The sequence below is a fragment of the Stenotrophomonas sp. Steno-Z4 genome, assembly GCF_056393145.1.
This window is the reverse complement of sequence record NZ_JBWJPC010000001.1, coordinates 1294086-1313845: the sequence shown is the minus strand read 5'-3', so window position 1 is coordinate 1313845 and position 19760 is coordinate 1294086. Positions and strand designations below refer to the sequence as shown.

The 19760-nt window shown below is 68.4% G+C and carries 19 protein-coding genes; 9 read left to right on the top strand and 10 right to left on the bottom strand.

The window, feature by feature from the left end:
* Positions 1-102: 102 nt before the first annotated feature.
* A complete protein-coding gene (locus AC06E7_RS05815) occupies positions 103-561 on the bottom strand; it encodes a hypothetical protein (RefSeq protein WP_068854381.1) in 459 nt (152 codons plus the stop codon).
* A 200-nt stretch (positions 562-761) separates the two neighbouring features.
* Between AC06E7_RS05815 and AC06E7_RS05810 the strand changes: the two genes are divergently transcribed.
* The 4 genes from AC06E7_RS05810 to AC06E7_RS05795 are packed head-to-tail and all read left to right on the top strand — an operon-like array spanning position 762 to position 3305.
* Positions 762-1010 carry a hypothetical protein gene (locus AC06E7_RS05810; protein WP_184125975.1) on the top strand — a complete coding sequence of 83 codons (249 nt, stop codon included), beginning with the start codon at positions 762-764 and terminating at the stop codon, positions 1008-1010.
* A 60-nt stretch (positions 1011-1070) separates the two neighbouring features.
* On the top strand, positions 1071-1988 hold the full coding sequence (locus AC06E7_RS05805; RefSeq protein WP_478063457.1) for a bestrophin family protein: 918 nt from the start codon (positions 1071-1073) through the stop codon (positions 1986-1988).
* A gap of 23 nt (positions 1989-2011) precedes the next feature.
* A complete protein-coding gene (gene hemB / locus AC06E7_RS05800; RefSeq protein WP_068854378.1) occupies positions 2012-3001 on the top strand; it encodes a porphobilinogen synthase in 990 nt (329 codons plus the stop codon).
* A 31-nt stretch (positions 3002-3032) separates the two neighbouring features.
* Positions 3033-3305, top strand: coding sequence for a gas vesicle protein GvpG (locus tag AC06E7_RS05795; RefSeq protein WP_184125973.1), 273 nt, complete (start codon positions 3033-3035; stop codon positions 3303-3305).
* A gap of 4 nt (positions 3306-3309) precedes the next feature.
* Here AC06E7_RS05795 and AC06E7_RS05790 read toward each other — a convergent pair whose 3' ends face one another.
* Positions 3310-4176, bottom strand: a complete 867-nt coding sequence (locus AC06E7_RS05790; RefSeq protein ID WP_478063456.1) for a TolB family protein — start codon at positions 4174-4176, stop codon at positions 3310-3312.
* A 54-nt stretch (positions 4177-4230) separates the two neighbouring features.
* Here AC06E7_RS05790 and aroE point away from each other — a divergent pair, with 54 nt between their 5' ends.
* The 3 genes from aroE (at position 4231) to dinG (ending at position 7636) form a co-directional block, all read left to right on the top strand.
* Positions 4231-5073 (top strand): shikimate dehydrogenase, encoded by an 843-nt coding sequence (gene aroE, locus AC06E7_RS05785; RefSeq protein WP_217538196.1) that lies wholly within the window; start codon positions 4231-4233, stop codon positions 5071-5073.
* Positions 5074-5081: 8 nt separating this feature from the next.
* The gene (locus AC06E7_RS05780; protein ID WP_478063454.1) at positions 5082-5426 is read left to right on the top strand and encodes a hypothetical protein; all 345 of its coding nucleotides are present in this window, start codon (positions 5082-5084) and stop codon (positions 5424-5426) included.
* A gap of 107 nt (positions 5427-5533) precedes the next feature.
* Positions 5534-7636 carry an ATP-dependent DNA helicase DinG gene (dinG, locus tag AC06E7_RS05775; RefSeq protein WP_478063452.1) on the top strand — a complete coding sequence of 701 codons (2103 nt, stop codon included), beginning with the start codon at positions 5534-5536 and terminating at the stop codon, positions 7634-7636.
* Between the two features lie 189 nt (positions 7637-7825).
* Here dinG and AC06E7_RS05770 read toward each other — a convergent pair whose 3' ends face one another.
* Together AC06E7_RS05770 and ilvD are read right to left on the bottom strand one after the other, a co-directional pair.
* Complete coding sequence (locus AC06E7_RS05770; RefSeq protein WP_478063450.1) at positions 7826-9043, bottom strand: DUF418 domain-containing protein; 1218 nt, start codon at positions 9041-9043, stop codon at positions 7826-7828.
* Positions 9044-9099: 56 nt separating this feature from the next.
* The gene (gene ilvD / locus AC06E7_RS05765; protein ID WP_449324382.1) at positions 9100-10932 is read right to left on the bottom strand and encodes a dihydroxy-acid dehydratase; all 1833 of its coding nucleotides are present in this window, start codon (positions 10930-10932) and stop codon (positions 9100-9102) included.
* A gap of 190 nt (positions 10933-11122) precedes the next feature.
* Between ilvD and AC06E7_RS05760 the strand changes: the two genes are divergently transcribed.
* A complete protein-coding gene (locus AC06E7_RS05760) occupies positions 11123-11689 on the top strand; it encodes a DUF1190 domain-containing protein (protein WP_478063448.1) in 567 nt (188 codons plus the stop codon).
* A 4-nt stretch (positions 11690-11693) separates the two neighbouring features.
* Positions 11694-12872: a glutathionylspermidine synthase family protein gene (locus AC06E7_RS05755; RefSeq protein ID WP_478063447.1), complete on the top strand. Its 1179-nt coding sequence runs from the start codon at positions 11694-11696 to the stop codon at positions 12870-12872.
* 94 nt (positions 12873-12966) lie between these two features.
* On the opposite strand, the gene AC06E7_RS05750 is transcribed toward AC06E7_RS05755, so the two are convergent.
* From AC06E7_RS05750 to AC06E7_RS05725, 6 genes are read right to left on the bottom strand one after another with little or no spacing between them, the layout of a single operon-like run.
* Positions 12967-14265, bottom strand: coding sequence for a DUF58 domain-containing protein (locus AC06E7_RS05750; protein ID WP_447787030.1), 1299 nt, complete (start codon positions 14263-14265; stop codon positions 12967-12969).
* A complete protein-coding gene (locus tag AC06E7_RS05745) occupies positions 14262-15263 on the bottom strand; it encodes an AAA family ATPase (RefSeq protein WP_068854367.1) in 1002 nt (333 codons plus the stop codon). Before AC06E7_RS05745 ends, AC06E7_RS05750 begins: the two co-directional genes overlap by 4 nt.
* Positions 15260-16435, bottom strand: a complete 1176-nt coding sequence (locus AC06E7_RS05740; protein ID WP_478063444.1) for a DUF4350 domain-containing protein — start codon at positions 16433-16435, stop codon at positions 15260-15262. The genes AC06E7_RS05745 and AC06E7_RS05740 overlap by 4 nt, the downstream gene beginning before the upstream one ends.
* Entirely contained in the window at positions 16432-18036 is a 1605-nt protein-coding gene (locus tag AC06E7_RS05735) for a DUF4129 domain-containing protein (protein ID WP_478063443.1), read from the bottom strand. The genes AC06E7_RS05740 and AC06E7_RS05735 overlap by 4 nt, the downstream gene beginning before the upstream one ends.
* A complete protein-coding gene (locus AC06E7_RS05730) occupies positions 18026-19018 on the bottom strand; it encodes a stage II sporulation protein M (protein WP_093532697.1) in 993 nt (330 codons plus the stop codon). The genes AC06E7_RS05735 and AC06E7_RS05730 overlap by 11 nt, the downstream gene beginning before the upstream one ends.
* Positions 19015-19704 (bottom strand): RDD family protein, encoded by a 690-nt coding sequence (locus tag AC06E7_RS05725; protein WP_068854364.1) that lies wholly within the window; start codon positions 19702-19704, stop codon positions 19015-19017. Before AC06E7_RS05725 ends, AC06E7_RS05730 begins: the two co-directional genes overlap by 4 nt.
* Positions 19705-19760: the final 56 nt, after the last annotated feature.

Here is a 19760-nt window from a genome sequence, read left to right as displayed (position 1 = left end):
TCGTGGCCTACCGACATTCGAACCGACCATTCGAACCGACCATTCGAACCGACCATTCGATCGGCTGTTGGGTAGGTCACGACCGTTGGTCGTGACCCGCTTTCACCGGGTCGGCGTGATCGTCTGCACCGGCAACCGCTCCGCCGGTGGCGGATTGGGAACCCAGATGGCCACGCCGGCCGCGCGCTTCTGCGTGGTCGGAATGCCGATGCCCACGCCGCCGCCACTGTGCGAACCGTAGCTGCCGCCGCCTACGGACAGGCCGCCGCCCGAGCTGCTGGACTCCACGCCCATCAGGATCACCCCGTTGGCGCCGAGCGCGGCCGCTTCCTTCTTCAGCCGCATCACCGCCGCATCGGTCTGGCCCTGGGTGCCGAAGCCTGCCGCACTGGTGGACTCCAGCTGGGCGATCTCAATCGAACCCGGCGGTGGCGTGGAATAGATCTGCACCAGCGCCGGATCGGTGGGTGCACGGGTCTGGCCCAGCATCACCTTGGAGGTGCTGGCGCAGCCGGTCACGGCCAGCAGCACGCCGAGCAGCGGAAGGAGTCGAATGTTCATGGGTTCACCCTTGTTCGGCCTGGTCGGCCTGCGCCTGGATCATCCGGGCCGGCCACTGAATCGGCGCCAACCCCGTTCTGGCGAACGTTAACACCGCCCGGGTGAGCCTGCCGCATCCCGGTCTTGCCGCCGCCATCACGCGCCACTGGCACGGGGGTCGCTACGCTGCCGCCAGCATTTTCAGGTAAGGGGAGCGGGGCATGGGATTGATCAGTTTGTTGTGGGGCGTCGTGGCCCTGTTGTGGATGATCCTGGCCCTGATCCCGCTGCTGGGCTGGGGCAACTGGTTCCTGATCCCCTTCGCCGCAGTCGGTGCGGTCATCGGCGCGCTCGGCATCCTGTTCACCCACCCGACCAAACGCGGCCGCGCGTGGACCGGCCTGCTGCTCAACGCGGTCGTGGTGGTGGTGGGAATCGTGCGCCTGTCCATCGGCGGCGGGATCCTCTGACTGCGACACCCCGTCGCACCTGCCGGGATGTCGCGGGCAAGGGCGTAGAATGACCGCCCCATGATCATTCGTCCCCGCCCTCACGGCTGGCAGCTGCTGTACATCCTGCGCGGCTCCATCGTGCCTGCCATCGCGCCCAAGGTGGCCGCCATCTTCGTGCTGGCCGTTGCGGTGGCCACCTTCACAGAACTGGCCCACCCGCCGGGCATCGAGCGCGTTTCGGTCGCGCCGTTCACGCTGCTGGGCCTGGTGCTGTCCATCTTCCTGAGCTTCCGCAACAACGCCTGCTTCGACCGCTGGTGGGAAGGGCGCAAGCTGTGGGGGCAGCTCATCTATGAATCGCGCAGCCTGGCGCGGCTGTGCAGCACGCTGCTGGCCGGACAGCCGGCGCACGCCGACCGCATCTGCCGCCTCGCCATCGCCTTCGCGCATGCACTGGCCGCCCGCCTGCGCGGGCACGATGCTGCGTTGGCCGGGCTGCCCTGGGTGCCCGAGACCGACCGCGAGCGCTACGCGCAGCGCCAGAACGTGCCGGACCAGCTGCTGGCGATGATCGCGGTGGAAACCACAGCCGCGCTGCGCGCCGGTGAGATCGACAGCATCCTGTATGCCCAGTTCGAAACCCGCCTGCATGCGTTGTCCAGCATCCAGGCCGGCTGCGAACGCATCCTGCTGACCCCGCTGCCGTTTGCCTACACCCTGCTGCTGCACCGCTGCGCGTGGATGTTCTGCGTGCTGCTGCCGTTCGGCCTGGCCAGCTCGCTGGGCTGGGCGACCCCGGTGGTATCTGCGGTGCTGGCCTATGCTTTCTTCGGGCTGGACCAGCTGGGCGAGGAAATGGAAGAACCGTTCGGGCTGGAACCCAACGACCTGCCGCTGGATGCGATGGTCCGCACCATCGAAATCGACCTGCTCGACAGCCTGGGCGTGCGCCCGCTGCCGGAACCCCTGCAACCGCAGCGCTACCTGCTGCAGTAACCGAATACCGTCTGGAGCATCCCATGGCCCACCCCGACTATCGCCCCCGCCGCATGCGCCACGACGAGTTCTCGCGCCGGCTGATGCGCGAAAACACGCTGACCACCGACGACCTGATCTACCCGGTGTTCGTCCACGAGCTGGCCGGCCGAGCGCCGGTCGCTTCGATGCCGGGCGTGGAACGGCTGTCGATTGATGAGCTGCTGAAAGTGGCCGAGGAAGCGCTGGAACTGGGCATCCCGGTGATCGACCTGTTCCCGGTGATCGACCCGGCCGGCAAGAGCCTGGATGCGGCCGCCGCGTGGGACGAGAACGGCCTGGCGCAGCGGGCGATCCGCGCGCTGAAATCGCGCTTCCCCGAGCTGGGGGTGATGACCGACGTAGCGCTGGATCCGTACACCACCCACGGCCAGGACGGGATCATCGACGACAAGGGCTACGTGCTCAACGACATCACCGTGGCCGCGCTGGTCAAGCAGTCGCTGTCGCACGCCGAAGCCGGCGTGGACATCATTTCGCCTTCGGACATGATGGATGGTCGCATCGGCGCGATCCGCCGCGCGCTGGACGCCCAGAACCACGTCAACGTGCGCATCATGGCGTACTCGGCCAAGTATGCCTCTGCGTTCTACGGCCCGTTCCGCGACGCGGTGGGCAGCTCGGCCAGCCTCGGCAAGGCCGACAAGAAGACCTACCAGATGGACCCGGCCAACGGCGACGAGGCCATGCGCGAAATCGCGCTGGACCTGGAAGAGGGCGCGGACATGGTGATGGTCAAGCCGGGCATGCCCTATCTGGACCTGGTGCGCCGGGTGAAGCAGCAGTTCGGCGTGCCGACGTTCGCGTACCAGGTCAGTGGCGAGTACGCGATGATGAAAGCGGCCTTTGCCAACGGTTGGCTGGACGAACGCGCCTGCGTGCTGGAGTCGCTGATCGGCTTCAAGCGGGCCGGTGCCGATGGCGTGCTGACCTATTTCGCACCGCAGGTGGCGCGTTGGCTGCGCGAACGCTGACAATACGCGTCAACACGCAGACAGGAGCAGGATGATGCAGACGATGGGATGGGTGCAGTGGCTGACCTGGGGCACCGGCGTGCTGGTGTTCGCGGTGGTGATCGGCCTGGTCATCCGCGGCGTGCTGCGTGCCGCCCGCCGCGCGCCCGAGCAGCCCTCGGCCGCCGCCCGCCTGGCCCGCGAAGCCAACCTGCCGCCGGCCGTGCAGGCCCAGCTGGCCGCGCTGAACCAGCGCAAGGACAACGGCGAGATCAGCGAAACCGAGTACGAGCAGCAGCGCGCCGCCTTGCTGCGCGCGTATTGAACCCTTACCCGCAGCCAGCCACCGCTGGTGTGCGCAACCTGTACAGATCCAACCCGCCGGCCTTCGGCGACTTTGCTTGCCCAGCCACCACCATCTCGCTGGGCTTGGACGCATCCACCACCGGCGCACCGGTCTGCCCGTCGGTGGTATTGAACGACAACCCCAGCGGTTCGGCCGGCTTGCGGTAATCGCAGCCCACCACCCACACCTGCGAATGGCCGCCCGCCACCCGGGTCAGCGCCAGCGCCCCGCCGTTGCCCAGCCAGTCTCCGCCCAGCTCATCGGCCGCGCTGTTGAGCGGCGCCGGCAACGGTGTTGCCGCGTTGAACCCGCGGCCCTGCGCGGTCGCCACGAACAGGTCGAACCCACCCTGGGTGCCCTTGCCATTGCGCGCGAACAGCAGCACCTGCCCATCCGGCCGCAGCACCGGGCGGCGCTCGTCGGCCGCCGTGTTGACCGTCACCGGCATCGCCAGCACGGTGCCGAAGCTGCCGTCCTCGCGGATCATCACCCCATACAGGTCGAACCCACCGCGCCCGCTGCCGCCGTTGGAGGCGAAGTACAGCCAGGCCCCGTCGTGGCTGAAGAACGGATCCACCTCATCCCCTGCAGTGTTGAACGCCAGCGGCGCCGGGTCCTGCCAGCGCCCGTCGCGCAGCGTGGCCTGCCACAGGTCCCAGCCGTCGGCGCCGCCGGGCCGGTCGCTGGCCCAGATGATGCGCTTGCCATCCGGCGCGATGGTCGCCTGGGCCTCGTTGGCCTTGGTCGACACCACCCCCATGCCTTCGATGCCGAACTCGGAAAGCGCCATCGCGCCCGGTGCGGGGAGTAAACTCAGGCTCAGCGCGAGCAGAGACAAGGGAGTGCGCATAGTCGCTTCCATTGGGGTTTGCGTTTCAATCCAGGCCCGGAGTTTAAGACACCCATGACCGCCCGTTACGCCGTATTCGGCCAGCCCATCGCCCACTCGCAGTCGCCGCACATCCATGCCGCGTTCGCCCGCCAGGAGGGCATCGCGCTGGATTACCGCGCCATTGAAGCGGCACCGGCCGATTTCCCGGCGGCGCTGGAGGCGTTCGCCGCCGACGGTGGCGTCGGTGCCAATGTCACCGCGCCGCTCAAGGAAATCGCCTTCGGGCTGTGCAAGACCTTTACCTCCCGCGCCATGCTGGCCCAGTCGGTCAACACGCTGCTGCGCAAGGGTGACGGCTGGCACGGCGACACCACCGATGGCGTGGGCCTGGTTCGCGACCTCACCGACCGCCACAGCCTGGACCTGCGCGGCCGCCGCGTGCTGCTGCTGGGTGCCGGTGGTTCGGCGCGCAGCGTGGCCCCGGCGCTGCTGGATGCCGGCATCCGCGAACTGGTGGTGGTCAACCGTACGCCCGAGCGTGCCGACGAGCTGAGCGATGCAATCGGCGAGCCCGGCCGCGTGCTGACACAGTACTGGGACCGCATGGACGAACTCGGCGACTTCGAGCTGATCGTCAACGCCACCTCTGCGGGCCGTGATCGCAATGAAGAGTTCAAGCTGCCGCTGTCACTGGTCAACAGCATGACCACCGCCGTGGACCTGAACTATGGCGAGGCTTCCTTCGCGTTCCTGGCCTGGGCCCGCGCGGCACAGTGCCGCAACATCGTCGACGGCCTCGGCATGCTGGTCGAACAAGCCGCCACCAGCTTCCAGCAATGGCACGAAGTGCGCCCGGAAACCGATCCGGTCTACGCCGAACTGCGCGCCCGCAACGCCCTGGCGGGTGAAGAGTGAGCAGCAGCATGGACCTGCTGCTCAGCCTGCTGGGCATGGTCGCGCTGCGCCTGCCGGTGCTGATCGCGCTGGCGGTGTCGCTGGTGTGGGTGGTGGATACCCCGCGCGGCGCCATCCGCAGTGTCGCCCTGTGGGCGCTCGGCCTGCTGCTGGCCGGCACGCTGGGTGGGCTGGCGCTGAACATCGTCCCGACCTGGCTGGTCCAGACCGGCGACTACGGCAACGTACAGATGCTGTCGTACTGGCTGCGCGGCGGCCACTTCGCGCTGGGCCTGGTGGATGCCCTGGCCACGGTGCTGCTGGTGTGGGCGATGACCCGCGCGCTGCGCAACCGCGCCACCCCGGCCGCCTGATCGGGCGAACCCGGTCACGGATCTGAACCGGCGCGGAAAAATCCGCGCCGGTGCCGGCCCCGGAGCATGAGAAAATACCCGCCTGATCCAGGCAGGACCTCCCCGGCGTGACCGAAAAAGTTGAAGCCCCGCGTGCGCTGAACGACGAGCTCAAGACCGTCATCCGCGATGCCTACGCCAAGCTGCAGGCCAATACCCCCGGCTTCAGCACGCGGCGTTCGCAGAGCCAGATGATCGGCGTGGTCTCGCGTGCGCTGTCGCAGAGCGGCGGGGTAGGCGTGGTCGAGGCGCCCACCGGCGTGGGTAAGAGCCTGGGCTATCTCACCGCCGGCGTGCCGATTGCGCTGGCCACGAAGAAAAAGCTGGTGATCAGCACCGGCACGGTGGCGCTGCAGTCGCAGCTGGTCGAGCGCGACATTCCCAACTTCCTCAAGGCCACCGGCCTGGAGGCCACCGTGGCGCTGGCCAAGGGCCGCACCCGTTACCTGTGCACGCGCAATGCCGCTGAAGCGCATGGCGATGGCGCGCAGGAAGGCATGTTCGAGGACGAACAGCCGCTGTTCGACCGCCCGCTGGCGCCGATTGAAATGGACCTGGCGCAGAAGCTGAGCAAGGATTTCGTAGAAGGGCGCTGGAATGGCGACCTGGACAACGCGCCCGACACCATCAGCCCCTCGCTGCGCTCGCGCATCACCACCCCGGCCTCCGGCTGTGCGGGGCGCAAGTGCGCCTACTCCGCCCAGTGCGCCGTGCTGCGCGCGCGCAACACCGTGCGCGACGCCCAGATCGTGGTCACCAATCACGCGTTGCTGCTGTCGGCCTTGTCCATTGGCGAAAGCGACAACGGCCAGCCGCTGATCGCCCCGCCCTCGGACATGCTGCTGGTGCTCGACGAAGGCCACCACATCGGCAACGTAGCCATCGACCAGGGCGCGGCCAGCCTGGCCCTGGATGAAATGGCCAAGCGAACCGGGCGTCTGCAGATACTCATCGCCGCCGCCTACCGCGCGGTGGACAAGGACAAGCTGGGCAACCTGCTGCCCAACGAAGCCATCGACGTGGCCGCGCGGGTCAGCAAGCAGCTGCGCGCGTTCCGCGATGTGATCGACCGCAGCTGGCAACCGGACCCGACCGCGCAGGAGCCGATGTGGCGCGCGCCGAACGGGCGGCTGCCGGACATCTGGATGGCCGATATCGAGGCGCTGGCCGATGACACCCGCGCGCTGTTCAACTGGGCCCACGCCGCGCAGTCGCAGGTGGCCAAGGGCAAGCCCGAAGATGCCGCGCGCGAGCGCCTGCAGCGCACGCTCGGCATGGCGCTGGAAATGATCGAACAGCAGCACAACCTGTGGACCGCCTGGCGCCGCGAAGACAAGGAAGGCCAGCCGCCGTTCGCGCGCTGGGTGACGCTGTCGCGCGATGGCGACCTGATCCTGCACGGCTCGCCCGTGTCGGCCGCCAGCGTGCTGCGCAAGCTGTTATGGGATGAAGTGGATTCGGTGGTGATGACCTCGGCCACGCTCACCGGCGGTGGTGATTTCCAGGCGCTGGCGATCGACAACGGTATTCCCAACGACGCCGAGATGGTCTCGCTGGCGTCCCCGTTCGACCTGCCCAACCAGGCCGAGCTGATCGTGCCCAATTTCCCGGTCACCCCGGACGACCGCGACCGGCATCCGAAGGAAGTAGCCAAGTACCTGGTCAAGGAACTGGACTGGAGCAAGGGCAGCATCGTGCTGTTCACCTCGCGCTGGAAGATGGAGAAGGTGGCCGAGCTGATGCCGGCCGCGCAGCGCAAGCAGGTGCTGGTGCAGGGCGAGACCGCCAAGCAGAAGATGATCGACGAACACCTGCGCCGCACCTCGGCGGGCGAGGGCTCGGTCCTGTTCGGGCTGAACTCGTTCGGCGAAGGCCTCGATCTGCCTGGCGAAGCCTGCACCACGGTGGTGATCACCCAGGTACCGTTCGCGGTGCCGACCGATCCGCAGACCTCCACGTTGAGCGAATGGTTCGAGAGCCGCGGGTTGAACGCCTTCAACCTGATCGCCATCCCGCACGCGCTGCGCACGCTGACCCAGTTCGCCGGCCGCCTGATCCGCACCTCCACCGACACCGGCCGCGTGATCATCCTCGACTCGCGCCTGATCAGCCGCCGTTACGGCAAGCGCATCATCGATGCGTTGCCGCCATTCAAGCGCGTCATCGGCTGACGAGTACCCCGTGGGACACGCATGGCGTGTCGCTACGCACCTTCGCCGGGCGTGAGGGATGTTGATCGCAACGGCGCACCTTCGCCGGGCGTGGGGGATGTTGATCGCAACGGCGCCTTCGCCGGACCTGGGGGATGTTGATCGCAACGTCGCGTAGGGACACGCCATGCGTGTCCAGCGCGGTGTCAGCTATGCGCGACGCATCGGCAGGCGCTGCCCATCGCTGAGGCTGCGCCACAGCCACTCCGCCGGGCCGAAGTAATACCGTCGCAGCCACCACGCACTCAGCCACAGCTGCAGCGGAAACACGATGGCCGCTACCAGCAGCACCGGCCACAGGCCGTGCGATGGCCCGATACCGAGCCCGAACCCGGCAAACAGCGGCACGCACACCAGGCTCTGCAGCAGGTAGTTGCTCAAGGTCATGCGCCCGGCCGGCACCAGCACGCGCAACCCGCGTTCGGCCCACGGCCGCAGGTACAGCAGCGCGAACCCGCAGGCGATGGCGATGCCCAGCGCCAGCGGTGCCACTCGATAGCTCACCCGCAGCAGATAGCCCGGTACCCCATCGCGCAGCAGCGGCCATTGCGCCTTCAGCGCGGGCGCAGCGGCCTCGATGCACAGGAACACCACGCCAACCATCGCGCCGCCAACGCACAGGCCCCACAGCAGCGGCAGGTGCTGTTCGGGCCGCTGCAACAGCCCCCGGCGTCCTGCCCAGTAGCCCAGCAGGAAGCGGCCCAGCACGAACAGCAGCAGGGCCCAGTTGGTCAGCCGCACCCAGCCGCCCAGCACCAGGTTCTGCCACCACGCCTGCCAGAGCGTGCCGCTGGACAGCGCATCCAGCGCATTCCCATACATCTGCGTGCGCGGCGTCAGCGTCAGCACCCACTCGCGCATCCACGGCGACAGCAGCGGTGGCAGGAACAGCGCCGCCACCAGGCCGGCCACCAGCAACCCACGGTTGCCCAGGTGACGGAACAGCGGCAGCAGCAAGCCCACCACGGCATAGGTCAGCAGGATGTCGCCCCACCACAGCACCGTGGCATGCAGCAGCCCGATCAGGGCCAACGCGCCCATCCGGCGCAGATGCGGAACCAGCCCAGGGCGCATTTCCATCTGCATGGCAAAGCCCATGCCGAACAGCAGCGAGAAGATCGTCACCGCCTTCATATCCACCAGCCACCCCATCCCGGTGCGCACCGCATGATCCAGCGCGGCACTCGGCAGCGCCTGCTGCGCGGCCTCATCCAGCAAGGCATCCAGCGAATAGAACCGCAGGTTGACCAGGAACACGCCCAGCAGCGCGAACCCGCGCAGCGCATCGATCAGCGGTTGGCGCGGGGGTCGCAGGGGCACATCGATCAACGATTGGCGGGGTGGCCCCATGGCGTAGAGCCACGCCATGCGTGGCTGCGTATCAACAGGCCCCCAGTAGAGCCGGGCCCAGCCCGGCTGTCCAGCTACAGCTTGCCCAGATCCCGCACCGCGCCCTTGTCCGCGCTGGTCGCCAACAATGCGTAGGCCTTGAGCGCCCCGGTCACCTTGCGCGGCCGCGCCTCCCGTGGCTTCCACCCCAACGCATCCTGCTCCGCACGCCGCGTCGCCAAGGTAGCGGCATCCACCAGCACATCAATCCGCCGCGCCGGAATGTCGATCCGGATCCGGTCGCCATCACGCACCAATCCAATCGTGCCGCCCGCTGCCGCTTCCGGCGACGCATGCCCGATCGACAGCCCGGACGTACCACCCGAAAACCGCCCATCGGTCAGCAGCGCACACTGTTTGCCCAGCCCCTTCGATTTCAGGTAGCTGGTCGGGTACAGCATCTCCTGCATGCCCGGCCCGCCACGCGGGCCCTCATAGCGGATCACCACCACGTCGCCGGCCTGCACCTCGTCGGCCAGGATGCCCTGCACAGCCGCGTCCTGGCTTTCGAACACCTTCGCATTGCCCTCGAACACGTGGATGGACTCATCCACGCCGGCGGTCTTCACCACGCAGCCATCCTCGGCCAGGTTGCCGCGCAGCACCGCCAGCCCCCCTTCGGCCGAATAAGCGTTCGCTACATCGCGGATGCAGCCCTCGGCGCGGTCCAGGTCCAACGAAGGCCAGCGCGTCGCCTGGCTGAAAGCCACCTGGGTCGGAATGCCGGCCGGGCCGGCACTGAAGAATTCATGCACGCCCGCATCGTCGGTCACCGCCACATCCCAGCGCGCAATGGCGTCGGCCAGGGTGCGGCTGTGCACGGTGGGGACATCGACATGCAGCAGCCCGCCGCGTGCCAGTGACCCGAGGATCGCGAACACGCCACCGGCGCGGTGCACATCCTCCATGTGGTACTTCGGCGTATTCGGCGCCACCTTGCACAACTGCGGCACCCGTCGCGACAGCGCGTCGATGGCATGCAGGTCGAAGTCCACCTCCGCTTCCTGCGCGGCCGCCAGCAGATGCAGGATGGTGTTGGTGGAACCGCCCATGGCGATATCCAGCGTCATCGCATTCTCGAATGCCGCACGCGTGGCGATCCCGCGCGGCAGCGCGCTGGCGTCTTCGCCGCCATACCAGCGGTGGCACAGCTCCACCACCAGACGACCGGCGCGGCGGAACAGCTGCTCGCGGTCGGCGTGGGTGGCCAGGGTCGACCCGTTGCCCGGCAGCGACAGCCCCAGCGCTTCGGTCAGGCAGTTCATCGAGTTCGCGGTGAACATGCCCGAACACGACCCGCAGGTAGGACAGGCGCTGCGTTCGTACTCGGCCACCTTTTCATCGGAGGCGCTGGCATCGGCGGCGATCACCATCGCATCCACCAGGTCCAGCTTGTGCTCGGCCAGCCGGGTCTTGCCCGCTTCCATCGGCCCACCGGAGACGAACACCACCGGGATGTTCAGCCGCAGCGCGGCCATCAGCATGCCGGGGGTGATCTTGTCGCAGTTGGAAATGCACACCAGCGCATCGGCGCAGTGCGCGTTGACCATGTACTCCACCGAGTCGGCGATGATCTCGCGGCTGGGCAGCGAATACAGCATGCCGTCGTGGCCCATGGCGATGCCGTCATCCACCGCGATGGTGTTGAACTCCTTGGCCACGCCGCCGACCTGTTCGATCTCGCGCGCCACCAATTGGCCCAGGTCCTTGAGGTGCACGTGGCCGGGCACGAACTGGGTAAATGAATTGGCGATGGCGATGATCGGCTTGTGGAAGTCCGCATCGGTCATGCCGGTGGCGCGCCACAGGGCGCGGGCGCCGGCCATGTTGCGGCCGGCGGTGGAGGTACGGGAGCGGTATTCAGGCATGGGGGCTGGCAGGATCTGGCGGGCCGTGGGGGCGCGTTGCCACTCGATTCTGCCCAAAAATTCCGGTTGCTGTTGCAACCGTCGGCGCGGCCGATCCTGAAACGCCGTTCATCTTTTCGACTTTGCCGGTTTTGGTTGTTGGCGGCGATCAGGCATGATTGAGGGGATACCGAAAGGGGGGCACACCGCCATGAAACGTTCCAGGACCACCGCACTGCTGCTGATGAGCGCCGCACCGCTGCTGTTCACCGCCTGCCAGAAGGATCAGGCCGTGCAGGTGCAGGAGGGGCTGTACACCTCGGTGCAGGCCTGTACCGACGCCACCGGTGACCCGTCCGCGTGCCGCACGGCCTTCGCCGAAGCGCAGAAGCAGTCCGCCGATGCGGCCCCCAAGTACGCCTCGCGTGCCGAATGCGAAGCCGAGTACAACGCCGAGCAGTGCGTAGAACAGAAGACCTCCACCGGCCATTCGTTCATCGGCCCGATGATGATGGGCTTCTTCATGTCGCAGATGCTCAGCAACCGTGGCGGCGCCGGCCTGGCGCAGGCCCCGGCGGCCAGCCCGGCCTACCAGGACAAGGCCAAGGGCTGGGCGCGCCCGGCCCCGGGCGGCAGCGGCGGCCTCAACACCGCCAGCGGCATCGGCGCCGGCAAGGCCGGCCTGGCCCCGGTCACCAGCACCCCCAATCGTGCCGTTACCGCCAGCCGCGGCGGCTTCGGAAACACCAGCAGCAGCCGCAGCAGCTACGGCGGTTGATGCAATGAAGCGTGTGGGAATCGACGAGCGCAGCCAGTGGCGCGCGCGTGCCGCCGAGTCCGGTTTCCGCTTCCACACCATCGACGGCCTGCCGTACTGGGATGAAACCGCGTACTACGCCTTCACCCTGCGCCAGATCGAGCAGGACATCGAAGACCCCAGCGCCGAGCTGCATGCAATGGCGATGGAACTGGTGGACGAGGTGGTGCGCAGCGAACAGCTGATGGACCAGCTGGCGATTCCGCCCGCGTTCCGCGACTGGATCGCCGACAGCTGGCGCCGCGGCGAGCCGCACCTGTACGGACGGCTGGACTTCGCCTATGACGGCACCGGTCCGGCCAAGCTCTACGAGCTCAATTACGACACGCCGACTTCGCTGTTCGAGGCCTCGTTCTTCCAATGGCAGTGGCTGGAAGACCAGCGCAACCAGAATCGCCTGCCGCCGCACGCCGACCAGTTCAACGCCATCCACGAGGCGCTGGTGGAGCGCTTCGGGCAGCTGTCGGCGCAGTTGCCGCCGCCACTGTACTTCAGTGCCGTGGGCAGTTCCGAAGAAGACCAGGGCACCGTGGCCTACCTGCGCGACTGCGCGGCCCAGGCCGGGCTGCGTGGCGAAGCGATCGCGATCGAAGACATCGGCCTGTCCGAAGACGGGCGCTTCACCGCGCTCGATGACACGGTGATCGGCAGCCTGTTCAAGCTGTACCCGCTGGAAGACCTGATGACCGAATCGTTCGGGCAGGCGCTGCCCACCTCGGGCGTGCAGCTGCTGGAACCGGCGTGGAAGGCGATCCTGAGCAACAAGGGCGTGCTGCCGCTGCTGTGGCAGCGCCACCGTGGCCACCCGAACCTGCTGGCGGCCGAGTTCGATGACGGCAGCGCGCTGCCGGCCGGCTGGGTGCGCAAGCCGCTGTTCTCGCGCGAAGGTGCCAACGTGGCCATGCATTTGGCCGACGGCAGCTGGCAGGAGAGCGAAGGCCCCTACAACGGCCCGGCGATCCGCCAGGCCGCGCATCCGCTCACGTCGTTCGACGGCGGTTACCCGTTGATCGGCAGCTGGATCGTGGGCGACCAGGCCTGCGGCATGGGTATCCGCGAAGATGACAGCCGGATCACCCGCGACAGCGCCCGGTTCGTCCCGCACGCGATCATCGACGAAGCCCCGACGCGCATTTACGTCTGACGGGTTACCGGCGTCACGACCAACGGTCGTGACCTACCGGCACACCAACTGGTAGGTATCGACCGGTAGGTATCGACCGTTGGTCGATACGTGCCTACAGCAACCCGTCGCGTTTGACGGCGAGGTACCGCTCCACCAGCGCCCCGGGCAGCGCATCGGCCGTCACGTCCAGCACCATCACCCGGTGGCTGCGCAGTGCTTCATGCGCGTCGTTGCGCTGCTGCAGGTAGCGCGCGATGGCGCCGGCCTGGGTCGCGTCCTGCAGCGTCTCCACTTCCTGCTCCAGCGCCACGTCCAGCTCGCGCTCGCGCAGGCTGGCCACGCACACCAGGTGCTGTCGCTGCAGCAGACGCACCGCCACCAGCAGGTCTTCGATGTCCTCATCGCGCACGTTGGTGACCAGCATCACCAGCGAGCGCCGGCGCTGGCGCAGGCTGAGTTCGGTGGCAGCAGCCAGATAGTCGGTGGCCACCGGCTGCGCCTGCAGGTCGTAGCTGGCGCGCAGCAGCGCGTCGATCGCGCCCATGCCGCGCTGGGGTGCCACCCAGCGGCTTTCGCCACCACTGGCGAACAAGCCCACGCCATCGCCCTGGCGCAGCGCCAGGTAGGACACCACCAGCGCCGCGTTGAGCACATGGTCGAAGTGCGACAGCCCGCCTTCGCTGGCCATCATGCGGCGGCCGGTGTCGATCATCAGCACCAGCTGCTGGTTCTTTTCATCCTGGTACTCACGCGAGATCAGCTTGCGTGCGCGCGAGGTGGCTTTCCAGTCGATCTGGCGCAGGCTGTCGCCGATGCGGTACTCGCGCATCTGGTGGAAATCGGTGCCTTCGCCACGGCGGCGCTTGAGGTGCGCACCGACCAGGCGCGAGGCCTGTTCGGCACTGAACAACGCGAAGCGGGTGAGCGGGGCGAAGTTGGGGTACACGCGCACGGTCAGCGCGGGTGGCAGCAGGCGGCGCTGGCGCCACATCCGCCAGGGCGCGTGCAGGCGCAGGTGCACGCCGTCGAACACGAAGCGACCGCGCGCGGTCGGGGTCAACGTGTACTCCACGCTGCTGGCCACCAGCGGCTTGAGCGTCAATGCACGCGGCAGGCCCTGCAGCGACCACGCTCCCGGCACCAGGTCGAACACCTCCACGCGTTGGCGGCGGCTGGACTCGAAGCGCAGCGTGGTGCGCCGCTCGACGTTCAACGCCAGCGCCTCCGGCAGTTCGCGCTGCACCGTGGGCGAAGGCTGCGCGCGCAGCCGCAGCAGATCCACCAGGGCCAGCACCGCGATCGCCGCTGCGGACGCCCACCACGCCGACACCGGCAGCAGCCCGAACGCCACCGGCAGCCCGAGCAGCGCCCAGCCGACCAGCAGTATCAGCAACAGCGGGCCTGGCCTCATTTGCGCGGGGCTTCCACCTTGGCCAGCAACGCGGTCAACGCATCGTCGGCCGACTGGCCTTCGATCTGCAGTTCCGGGGCCAGCGCAATACGGTGGCGCAGTGCCGGGCGGGCGATCTCGCGCACGTCATCGGGGGTGACGAAGTCGCGGCCGGCAAGCACCGCCTGCGCACGCGCCGCACGCACCAGCGCGATGCTGCCGCGCGGGCCGGCGCCGAGCGCGATGCCAGGGAACTGGCGGGTGGCCGCCACGATGCGCACCGCGTAGTCCACCACTTCCGGATCCACCGTGATCGCCGCGGTCGCCTGCTGCAACGCGATCACCTCGGCGGCGTTGAGCACGCGCGGTACCTGCGACAGGTCAAAGTCGGCCGCGCTGCGGCCGGTGGTGATTGCATCCACCATCCGCTTCTCGTCCTCCAGCGCCGGGTAATCGATGATGACCTTGAGCAGGAAGCGGTCCAGCTGGGCTTCGGGCAGCGGGTAGGTGCCTTCCTGTTCGACCGGGTTCTGCGTGGCCAGCGCCAGGAACGGCGGGGTCAGTGCGAATGCCTTGCCTTCGATGGTGACCTGGCCTTCCTGCATCACTTCCAGCAGGGCCGACTGGGTCTTGGCCGGGGCGCGGTTGATTTCATCGGCCAGCAGCAGGTTGGTGAACACCGGGCCGCGGCGGATCTTGAAGCTCTCCGATTTCGGGTCGTATACCGCGTGGCCGCTGACGTCGCTGGGCATCAGGTCCGGGGTGAACTGCACGCGGCCGTAGTCCAGCTCCAGTGCCTGCGCCAGGGCGCGCACCAGCAGGGTCTTGCCCAGCCCGGGCACGCCTTCGATCAGCACATGGCCACCGGCCAGCAGCGCGATCAGGATCTGGTCGAGCACCTCGGGCTGGCCGATGAAGGCGCGGCCGACGGCGTCGCGCACGGCATCGACGCGTTCAACCAGGCTCTGCCCGGTCAGCGCGGGCGGGGACAACGGCGGCGGAGCGGAGTGGTCGGTCATAGCAGGTTTCTCATCTGGATCAGCAGGCGGATGCGCTCACGCAGGGCCACCACATCCTTCGATGGCGGCACCTGCAAAGCGGTCTGGACACGGGAATGCGGCCACTGCAGCAGGCTGGCGATGGCGTGCACCTGCGCCTCGCCGCTGAGCGCGGCAGCGGTGGGTGCGCGCCGCCGCAGCCGGGCCAGGAAAGCGCGGCGGGTTGCGTCGTACAACAGCGGTGCCTTGCCATAGCGCAGCAGGTGCTCGCCGCTGGCACGAACATGTTCCAGCAGCGAACGGCGTTCGGTGGCGGGTGCCGGCAGCAGGCTGCCCAGCCGCTGCGCACGCTGCCACAGCCATGCCAGCAGGGCCAGCAGCAGGGGCGCCCACACCGGCCAGCCCTGGTAGAAGATGCGTGACCACAGCGTGGGCGGGCGGGAGCCGTAGATCAGCCACACCGTGCCTTCGGCGTAGTTCGGGTCGAGCACATGGCGGGTCAGGTCGCGGTGCGCGAGGTCGTGCAGGCCGTCGGCCAGGCTGCCCTTGGGATCCTCGGCGTTGAAGATCCTCGGCGTGCCCTTGAGGAACTCCATGTCCGACAGCACGTCCACGCTGCCTTCGCCCTTGCGCAGCCGCGCGAACACCAGGCCCTCGTCATCGCCCCATTCGCGTTCGACACGCACGCCGTCGGGCACGTCCACGCCGAAACGGCGGCCACTGCAGAACTCGGAATGGCCCGGGTCGTCGGCAATGTGGAAGGCCTTGCAGTTGCTCTCGTAGTACTCGGTATCCACGCCCAGCGCGTCCAGCAGCGGCCCCTGCGCGGCGTCTTCGTCCTTGAACGGCGGCGGCGTGCGCAGCAGCAGGTGGCCGCCGCGTTCCACCCACGCCAGCAGCGCCTGCGCGGTGGGGGCGGGCACATCGGCGGTGTCCTGCAGCAACAGCACGGTATCGGCTGGCTTGAGCTGCATGCGCGGCAGGTCGAGGCGCGGGCTGGAATGCACGGTGATGCCGTCGGCACGCAGCGCCTGGCCCAGCACGTACAGCGGGTTGTAGCTGGCCTCGCCCTGCGGCGGCAGGTGCTCGGTATGGACCACGCGTTCATGGCTGCGCAGGAACAGGATCGCCAATGGCACGCCCACCACCAGCAGCACGGCCAGCACCACCAACCAGCGCAGACGGGCACTCATGCGCGCCACCGGAACTGGGTCTGCAGGGTGGTGGCCAGGTCGTCGAACTCGTCCGGCTCGGGCAGGCGGCCGGCGTACGCGGCGTACTGCCAGACCCGCACGATGCGGGCGAACAGGGTGCGGTCAGCCTCGACCGGCATGCGCCGCGAGGCGCGCAGGCACTGTGCTTCGGTCGCGCCCGGTGGCAGCACCACCTCGGCGCGTTCGCTCATCGATTCCACGCTGGCCCGGTACAGCAGCGCCAGCGCCTGGCGCGGCCGACCCTGCTGCCACAGCTCGCGCGCGCGCGCGGCGGGATCCGGCGGAATCACTTCGGGCAGTTCCACCGCTTCCTCGACCACCGGATCGGTGGCCTTGCGCCGCCTCACCCCGGTGCCGCGCAGCCAGCGCAGCCACCACGGCGCGGTGGCGATCAGCCCCAGCACCAGCAAACCGACCAGGCCCCACAGGATCCATTCGGCAATCTGCGCGGGCAGGCGCGGGCCGCGCCCGAGCGGATTGCGGTTCTTGTCCGCATCGTCCTTCTTCTTGTTCTTCTCGGCCTCGCTCAGGGTGCGCTCCCAGCGTTTCACTTCGCGGGTAGGCGCCACCAGGGGATCTTCGTACGCGCGCTGCACGGCCTGGCGGAAGCCGGCGGTGTCGGGCGTGCCACCGAAGATCACGGACGGGGTGTTCGACGGATCGTCGGCGGGCACTGCGTCAGACGCTTCTTCTTCCTCATCACCAGCATCGTCATCCGTGCCAGTGGGTGCAGCGCAGCTCGGCGCCTGCGCAGGTTCTGCCGCATGCAGCCCACCCATCGGCCAGCACAGCACCAGCGCCAGTACCAGCAGCGGCGCGGCCTGCTGCAGCCGATCACGCATGCGCCGGAACGCGATTTCTACGTCCCAGGCTTCCATTTCCGTGCGGCGGTTGAGATACAGCGCGAAACCGGCGCCGGCGTAAAACGGCCCGATCAACGTGGCGGCGAGCCAGAACAGCGCATTCACCCCCAGCTGTGCCCACGCCGGCATGGTCTCGCTGACCATTTCCCACGCCGCGCGCCAGGAATCGGACAGCAGTTCCAGCGGCACGAACAGGAAGACCGCCGCGATGCAGCCGCTGACAATCACCAGCTCGAACACCATGCACATCAGGGTGAGCAGCACGGCATGCCCGAACGTGCCGCTGAGCACGGCGCGGCGGCGCACGCTGCGCTGCGAGGCATCGCTGCCTTCCAGCAGGTTCACCGGCAGCAGCAGCGAGCGGAACGGGCTGAAGCGGCGCCAGCCCAGGTAGCCCCAGAACCCGCTCCAGCCCCAGTGCCGCTGCGCGCGCAGGGTCTGCAACGGACGTGGTTCGTCGCCGAACACGCCGCGTGAGATCACATACAGCGCGATCCGGTCCGATACCGGCTTGAGCCACCACATCAGCAGCCAGGCCCAGCCGAACGCATCGGCCCACCATGCAGCGGCATTGATCACGGCGAACAACGGCAGCGACACCGCGATCAGCGGCAGCCAGATCGCCCGCGCGTGCCGGCGCACCAGGGCGGTGCCCAGCTCCATCGCTTCCCATTCGGAGCGCGCGCGCAGGGCGACGTTGAGCTGGTCAATCCGCATGACCGCTCCCGCGCCCACCGCGCCACAGCCACACGAACACCAGCGTCCACAGCACCGCAGCCACGCTGTACTTGCCCCAGGCCGGGATCGCGGCGATGGACGACCAGAACGCTTCGATGAAGGCGGCGATCAGCAGCATCGCGGCGATGCCCAGGCAGAGTTTTGCGCCAATCACCCCGCCCTCGACGAGTGCATCGATGCGCCGGCGGCGGCCGGGCGCGAGCAGCTTCATGCCCAGCTGCAGGCCGGCACCGCCGGCGATGACGATCGCGGTGAGCTCGAACGCGCCATGGCCGCAGACGAAACGCCAGAACGGGTCGCCATGGCCGATGTGCTGCAGGTGGCCGGCCGCCGCACCGATGGTGAGCCCGTTGAACAGCAGCACCAGCACCGTGCCCAGGCCGGCCAGCAGCCCGCTGGCGAACGTACGCAGGCCGATGCTGATGTTGTTCATGATGTAGTAGCCGAACATCATCCAGTCCGTGCCGCTGTCGCGGCCCAGGTTCGGCGAGGCCGGGTTGTACATGCGCTCCAGCGAGGCGATCGCGCCGTTGTCCATCAGCATGTGGATGACATCCGGGTGCCACTGGATCACCGCGAAGCTGCCCACCAGCGGCAGCACGAACAGCGCGGTGGCCACCCACATGCTGCGCGCCTGGCTGCGCACCAGCTGTGGGAAATCGGCCAGCAGGAACTCCAGCGCGCGGCGCCAGCGCGGCGGCGGCGTGCGGTACAGCAGGCCATGGCCCTGCTGCATCAGCAGCTGCAGGCGTGCCACCAGCTGCGGGCTGTAGCCGCGCTTGCGCGCAAGCGCGAGCTGCTGGCACAGCCGGCGGTAGTGCTGCGGAATGTCTTCATCGTTGAGCGCGGACGCATCGGGCGAACGGCCCGCATGCCGTGGCCGGTCGCCGCGCAGCGCCAGCCAACGTTCCAGCGCCTGCCATTCGGCCTGGTAGCGGGCAACGAACTGTTCCTGCCTCATCGGCGGCCCAGCAGCCAGTTGGCCATGGCATACAGGCGCAGCACGCCCACCTGGCCCTGGCCGCCGCTGATCGGCGCGGCCACTGCGGCCAGCTCCTGCTGGCGGGGGCCGGACAGGCGCGGCGCGCGTTCGGCGAAGGCAATGATCGCCGCCTGTTCGGCTGGCTGCAGCGGCTGCGGCGGGGCCAGCACGGTATCGATGGCCACGCTGGCCGACCACGGCCGGCCGCTGTCATGCACCACTACGGTGCCGGCCACCAGGTCGCCCAGGCGCCGGCCATTGCGGTCGAACAGGCTCGACAGCAGCCCCAGCGCATAGCCGAACGGCAGCATGTCCACGGTGCGCAGCAGGTTGCGGGTGATGGAGGCCATCCAGCCGATCGGTGCGCCGTCCTGGGCCACCACGCGCAGGCTCATCACCCGCTTGCCCAGGGTGCGGCCCCAGCAGGCCTCCTGCACGATGGTGTACGCCCACATCAGCAGGAACATCAGGCCCAGGTAGAGGCCCTGGCCGAATTCGCCCAGCAGGGTGAGCGGAATGCTCAGCAGCATCAGCGCCGCCACGCGGATCATGAAGTCGATGGCCCAGGCCAGCGCACGCGGCACCGGGCCGGCTGCCGGCAGGTGCAGCGGCACGCCTTCGGGCGTGATCACTTCACGGTAGGTGTCCAGCATGGGTGCGCTCATGCGCACGCGTCCCTCCGGACGGCTGCCAACGGCATGCGGTTCTCGACTGCTTCCTG

Coding starts and splice junctions, on each gene's coding strand:
- AC06E7_RS05815 (WP_068854381.1), bottom strand. CDS start 561: ATGAACATTCGACTCCTTCCGCTGCTCGGCGTGCTGCTGGCCGTGACC.
- AC06E7_RS05810 (WP_184125975.1), top strand. CDS start 762: ATGGGATTGATCAGTTTGTTGTGGGGCGTCGTGGCCCTGTTGTGGATG.
- AC06E7_RS05805 (WP_478063457.1), top strand. CDS start 1,071: ATGATCATTCGTCCCCGCCCTCACGGCTGGCAGCTGCTGTACATCCTG.
- hemB (WP_068854378.1), top strand. CDS start 2,012: ATGGCCCACCCCGACTATCGCCCCCGCCGCATGCGCCACGACGAGTTC.
- AC06E7_RS05795 (WP_184125973.1), top strand. CDS start 3,033: ATGATGCAGACGATGGGATGGGTGCAGTGGCTGACCTGGGGCACCGGC.
- AC06E7_RS05790 (WP_478063456.1), bottom strand. CDS start 4,176: ATGCGCACTCCCTTGTCTCTGCTCGCGCTGAGCCTGAGTTTACTCCCC.
- aroE (WP_217538196.1), top strand. CDS start 4,231: ATGACCGCCCGTTACGCCGTATTCGGCCAGCCCATCGCCCACTCGCAG.
- AC06E7_RS05780 (WP_478063454.1), top strand. CDS start 5,082: ATGGACCTGCTGCTCAGCCTGCTGGGCATGGTCGCGCTGCGCCTGCCG.
- AC06E7_RS05770 (WP_478063450.1), bottom strand. CDS start 9,043: ATGGCGTGGCTCTACGCCATGGGGCCACCCCGCCAATCGTTGATCGAT.
- ilvD (WP_449324382.1), bottom strand. CDS start 10,932: ATGCCTGAATACCGCTCCCGTACCTCCACCGCCGGCCGCAACATGGCC.
- AC06E7_RS05760 (WP_478063448.1), top strand. CDS start 11,123: ATGAAACGTTCCAGGACCACCGCACTGCTGCTGATGAGCGCCGCACCG.
- AC06E7_RS05755 (WP_478063447.1), top strand. CDS start 11,694: ATGAAGCGTGTGGGAATCGACGAGCGCAGCCAGTGGCGCGCGCGTGCC.
- AC06E7_RS05750 (WP_447787030.1), bottom strand. CDS start 14,265: ATGAGGCCAGGCCCGCTGTTGCTGATACTGCTGGTCGGCTGGGCGCTG.
- AC06E7_RS05745 (WP_068854367.1), bottom strand. CDS start 15,263: ATGACCGACCACTCCGCTCCGCCGCCGTTGTCCCCGCCCGCGCTGACC.
- AC06E7_RS05740 (WP_478063444.1), bottom strand. CDS start 16,435: ATGAGTGCCCGTCTGCGCTGGTTGGTGGTGCTGGCCGTGCTGCTGGTG.
- AC06E7_RS05735 (WP_478063443.1), bottom strand. CDS start 18,036: ATGCGGATTGACCAGCTCAACGTCGCCCTGCGCGCGCGCTCCGAATGG.
- AC06E7_RS05730 (WP_093532697.1), bottom strand. CDS start 19,018: ATGAGGCAGGAACAGTTCGTTGCCCGCTACCAGGCCGAATGGCAGGCG.
- AC06E7_RS05725 (WP_068854364.1), bottom strand. CDS start 19,704: ATGAGCGCACCCATGCTGGACACCTACCGTGAAGTGATCACGCCCGAA.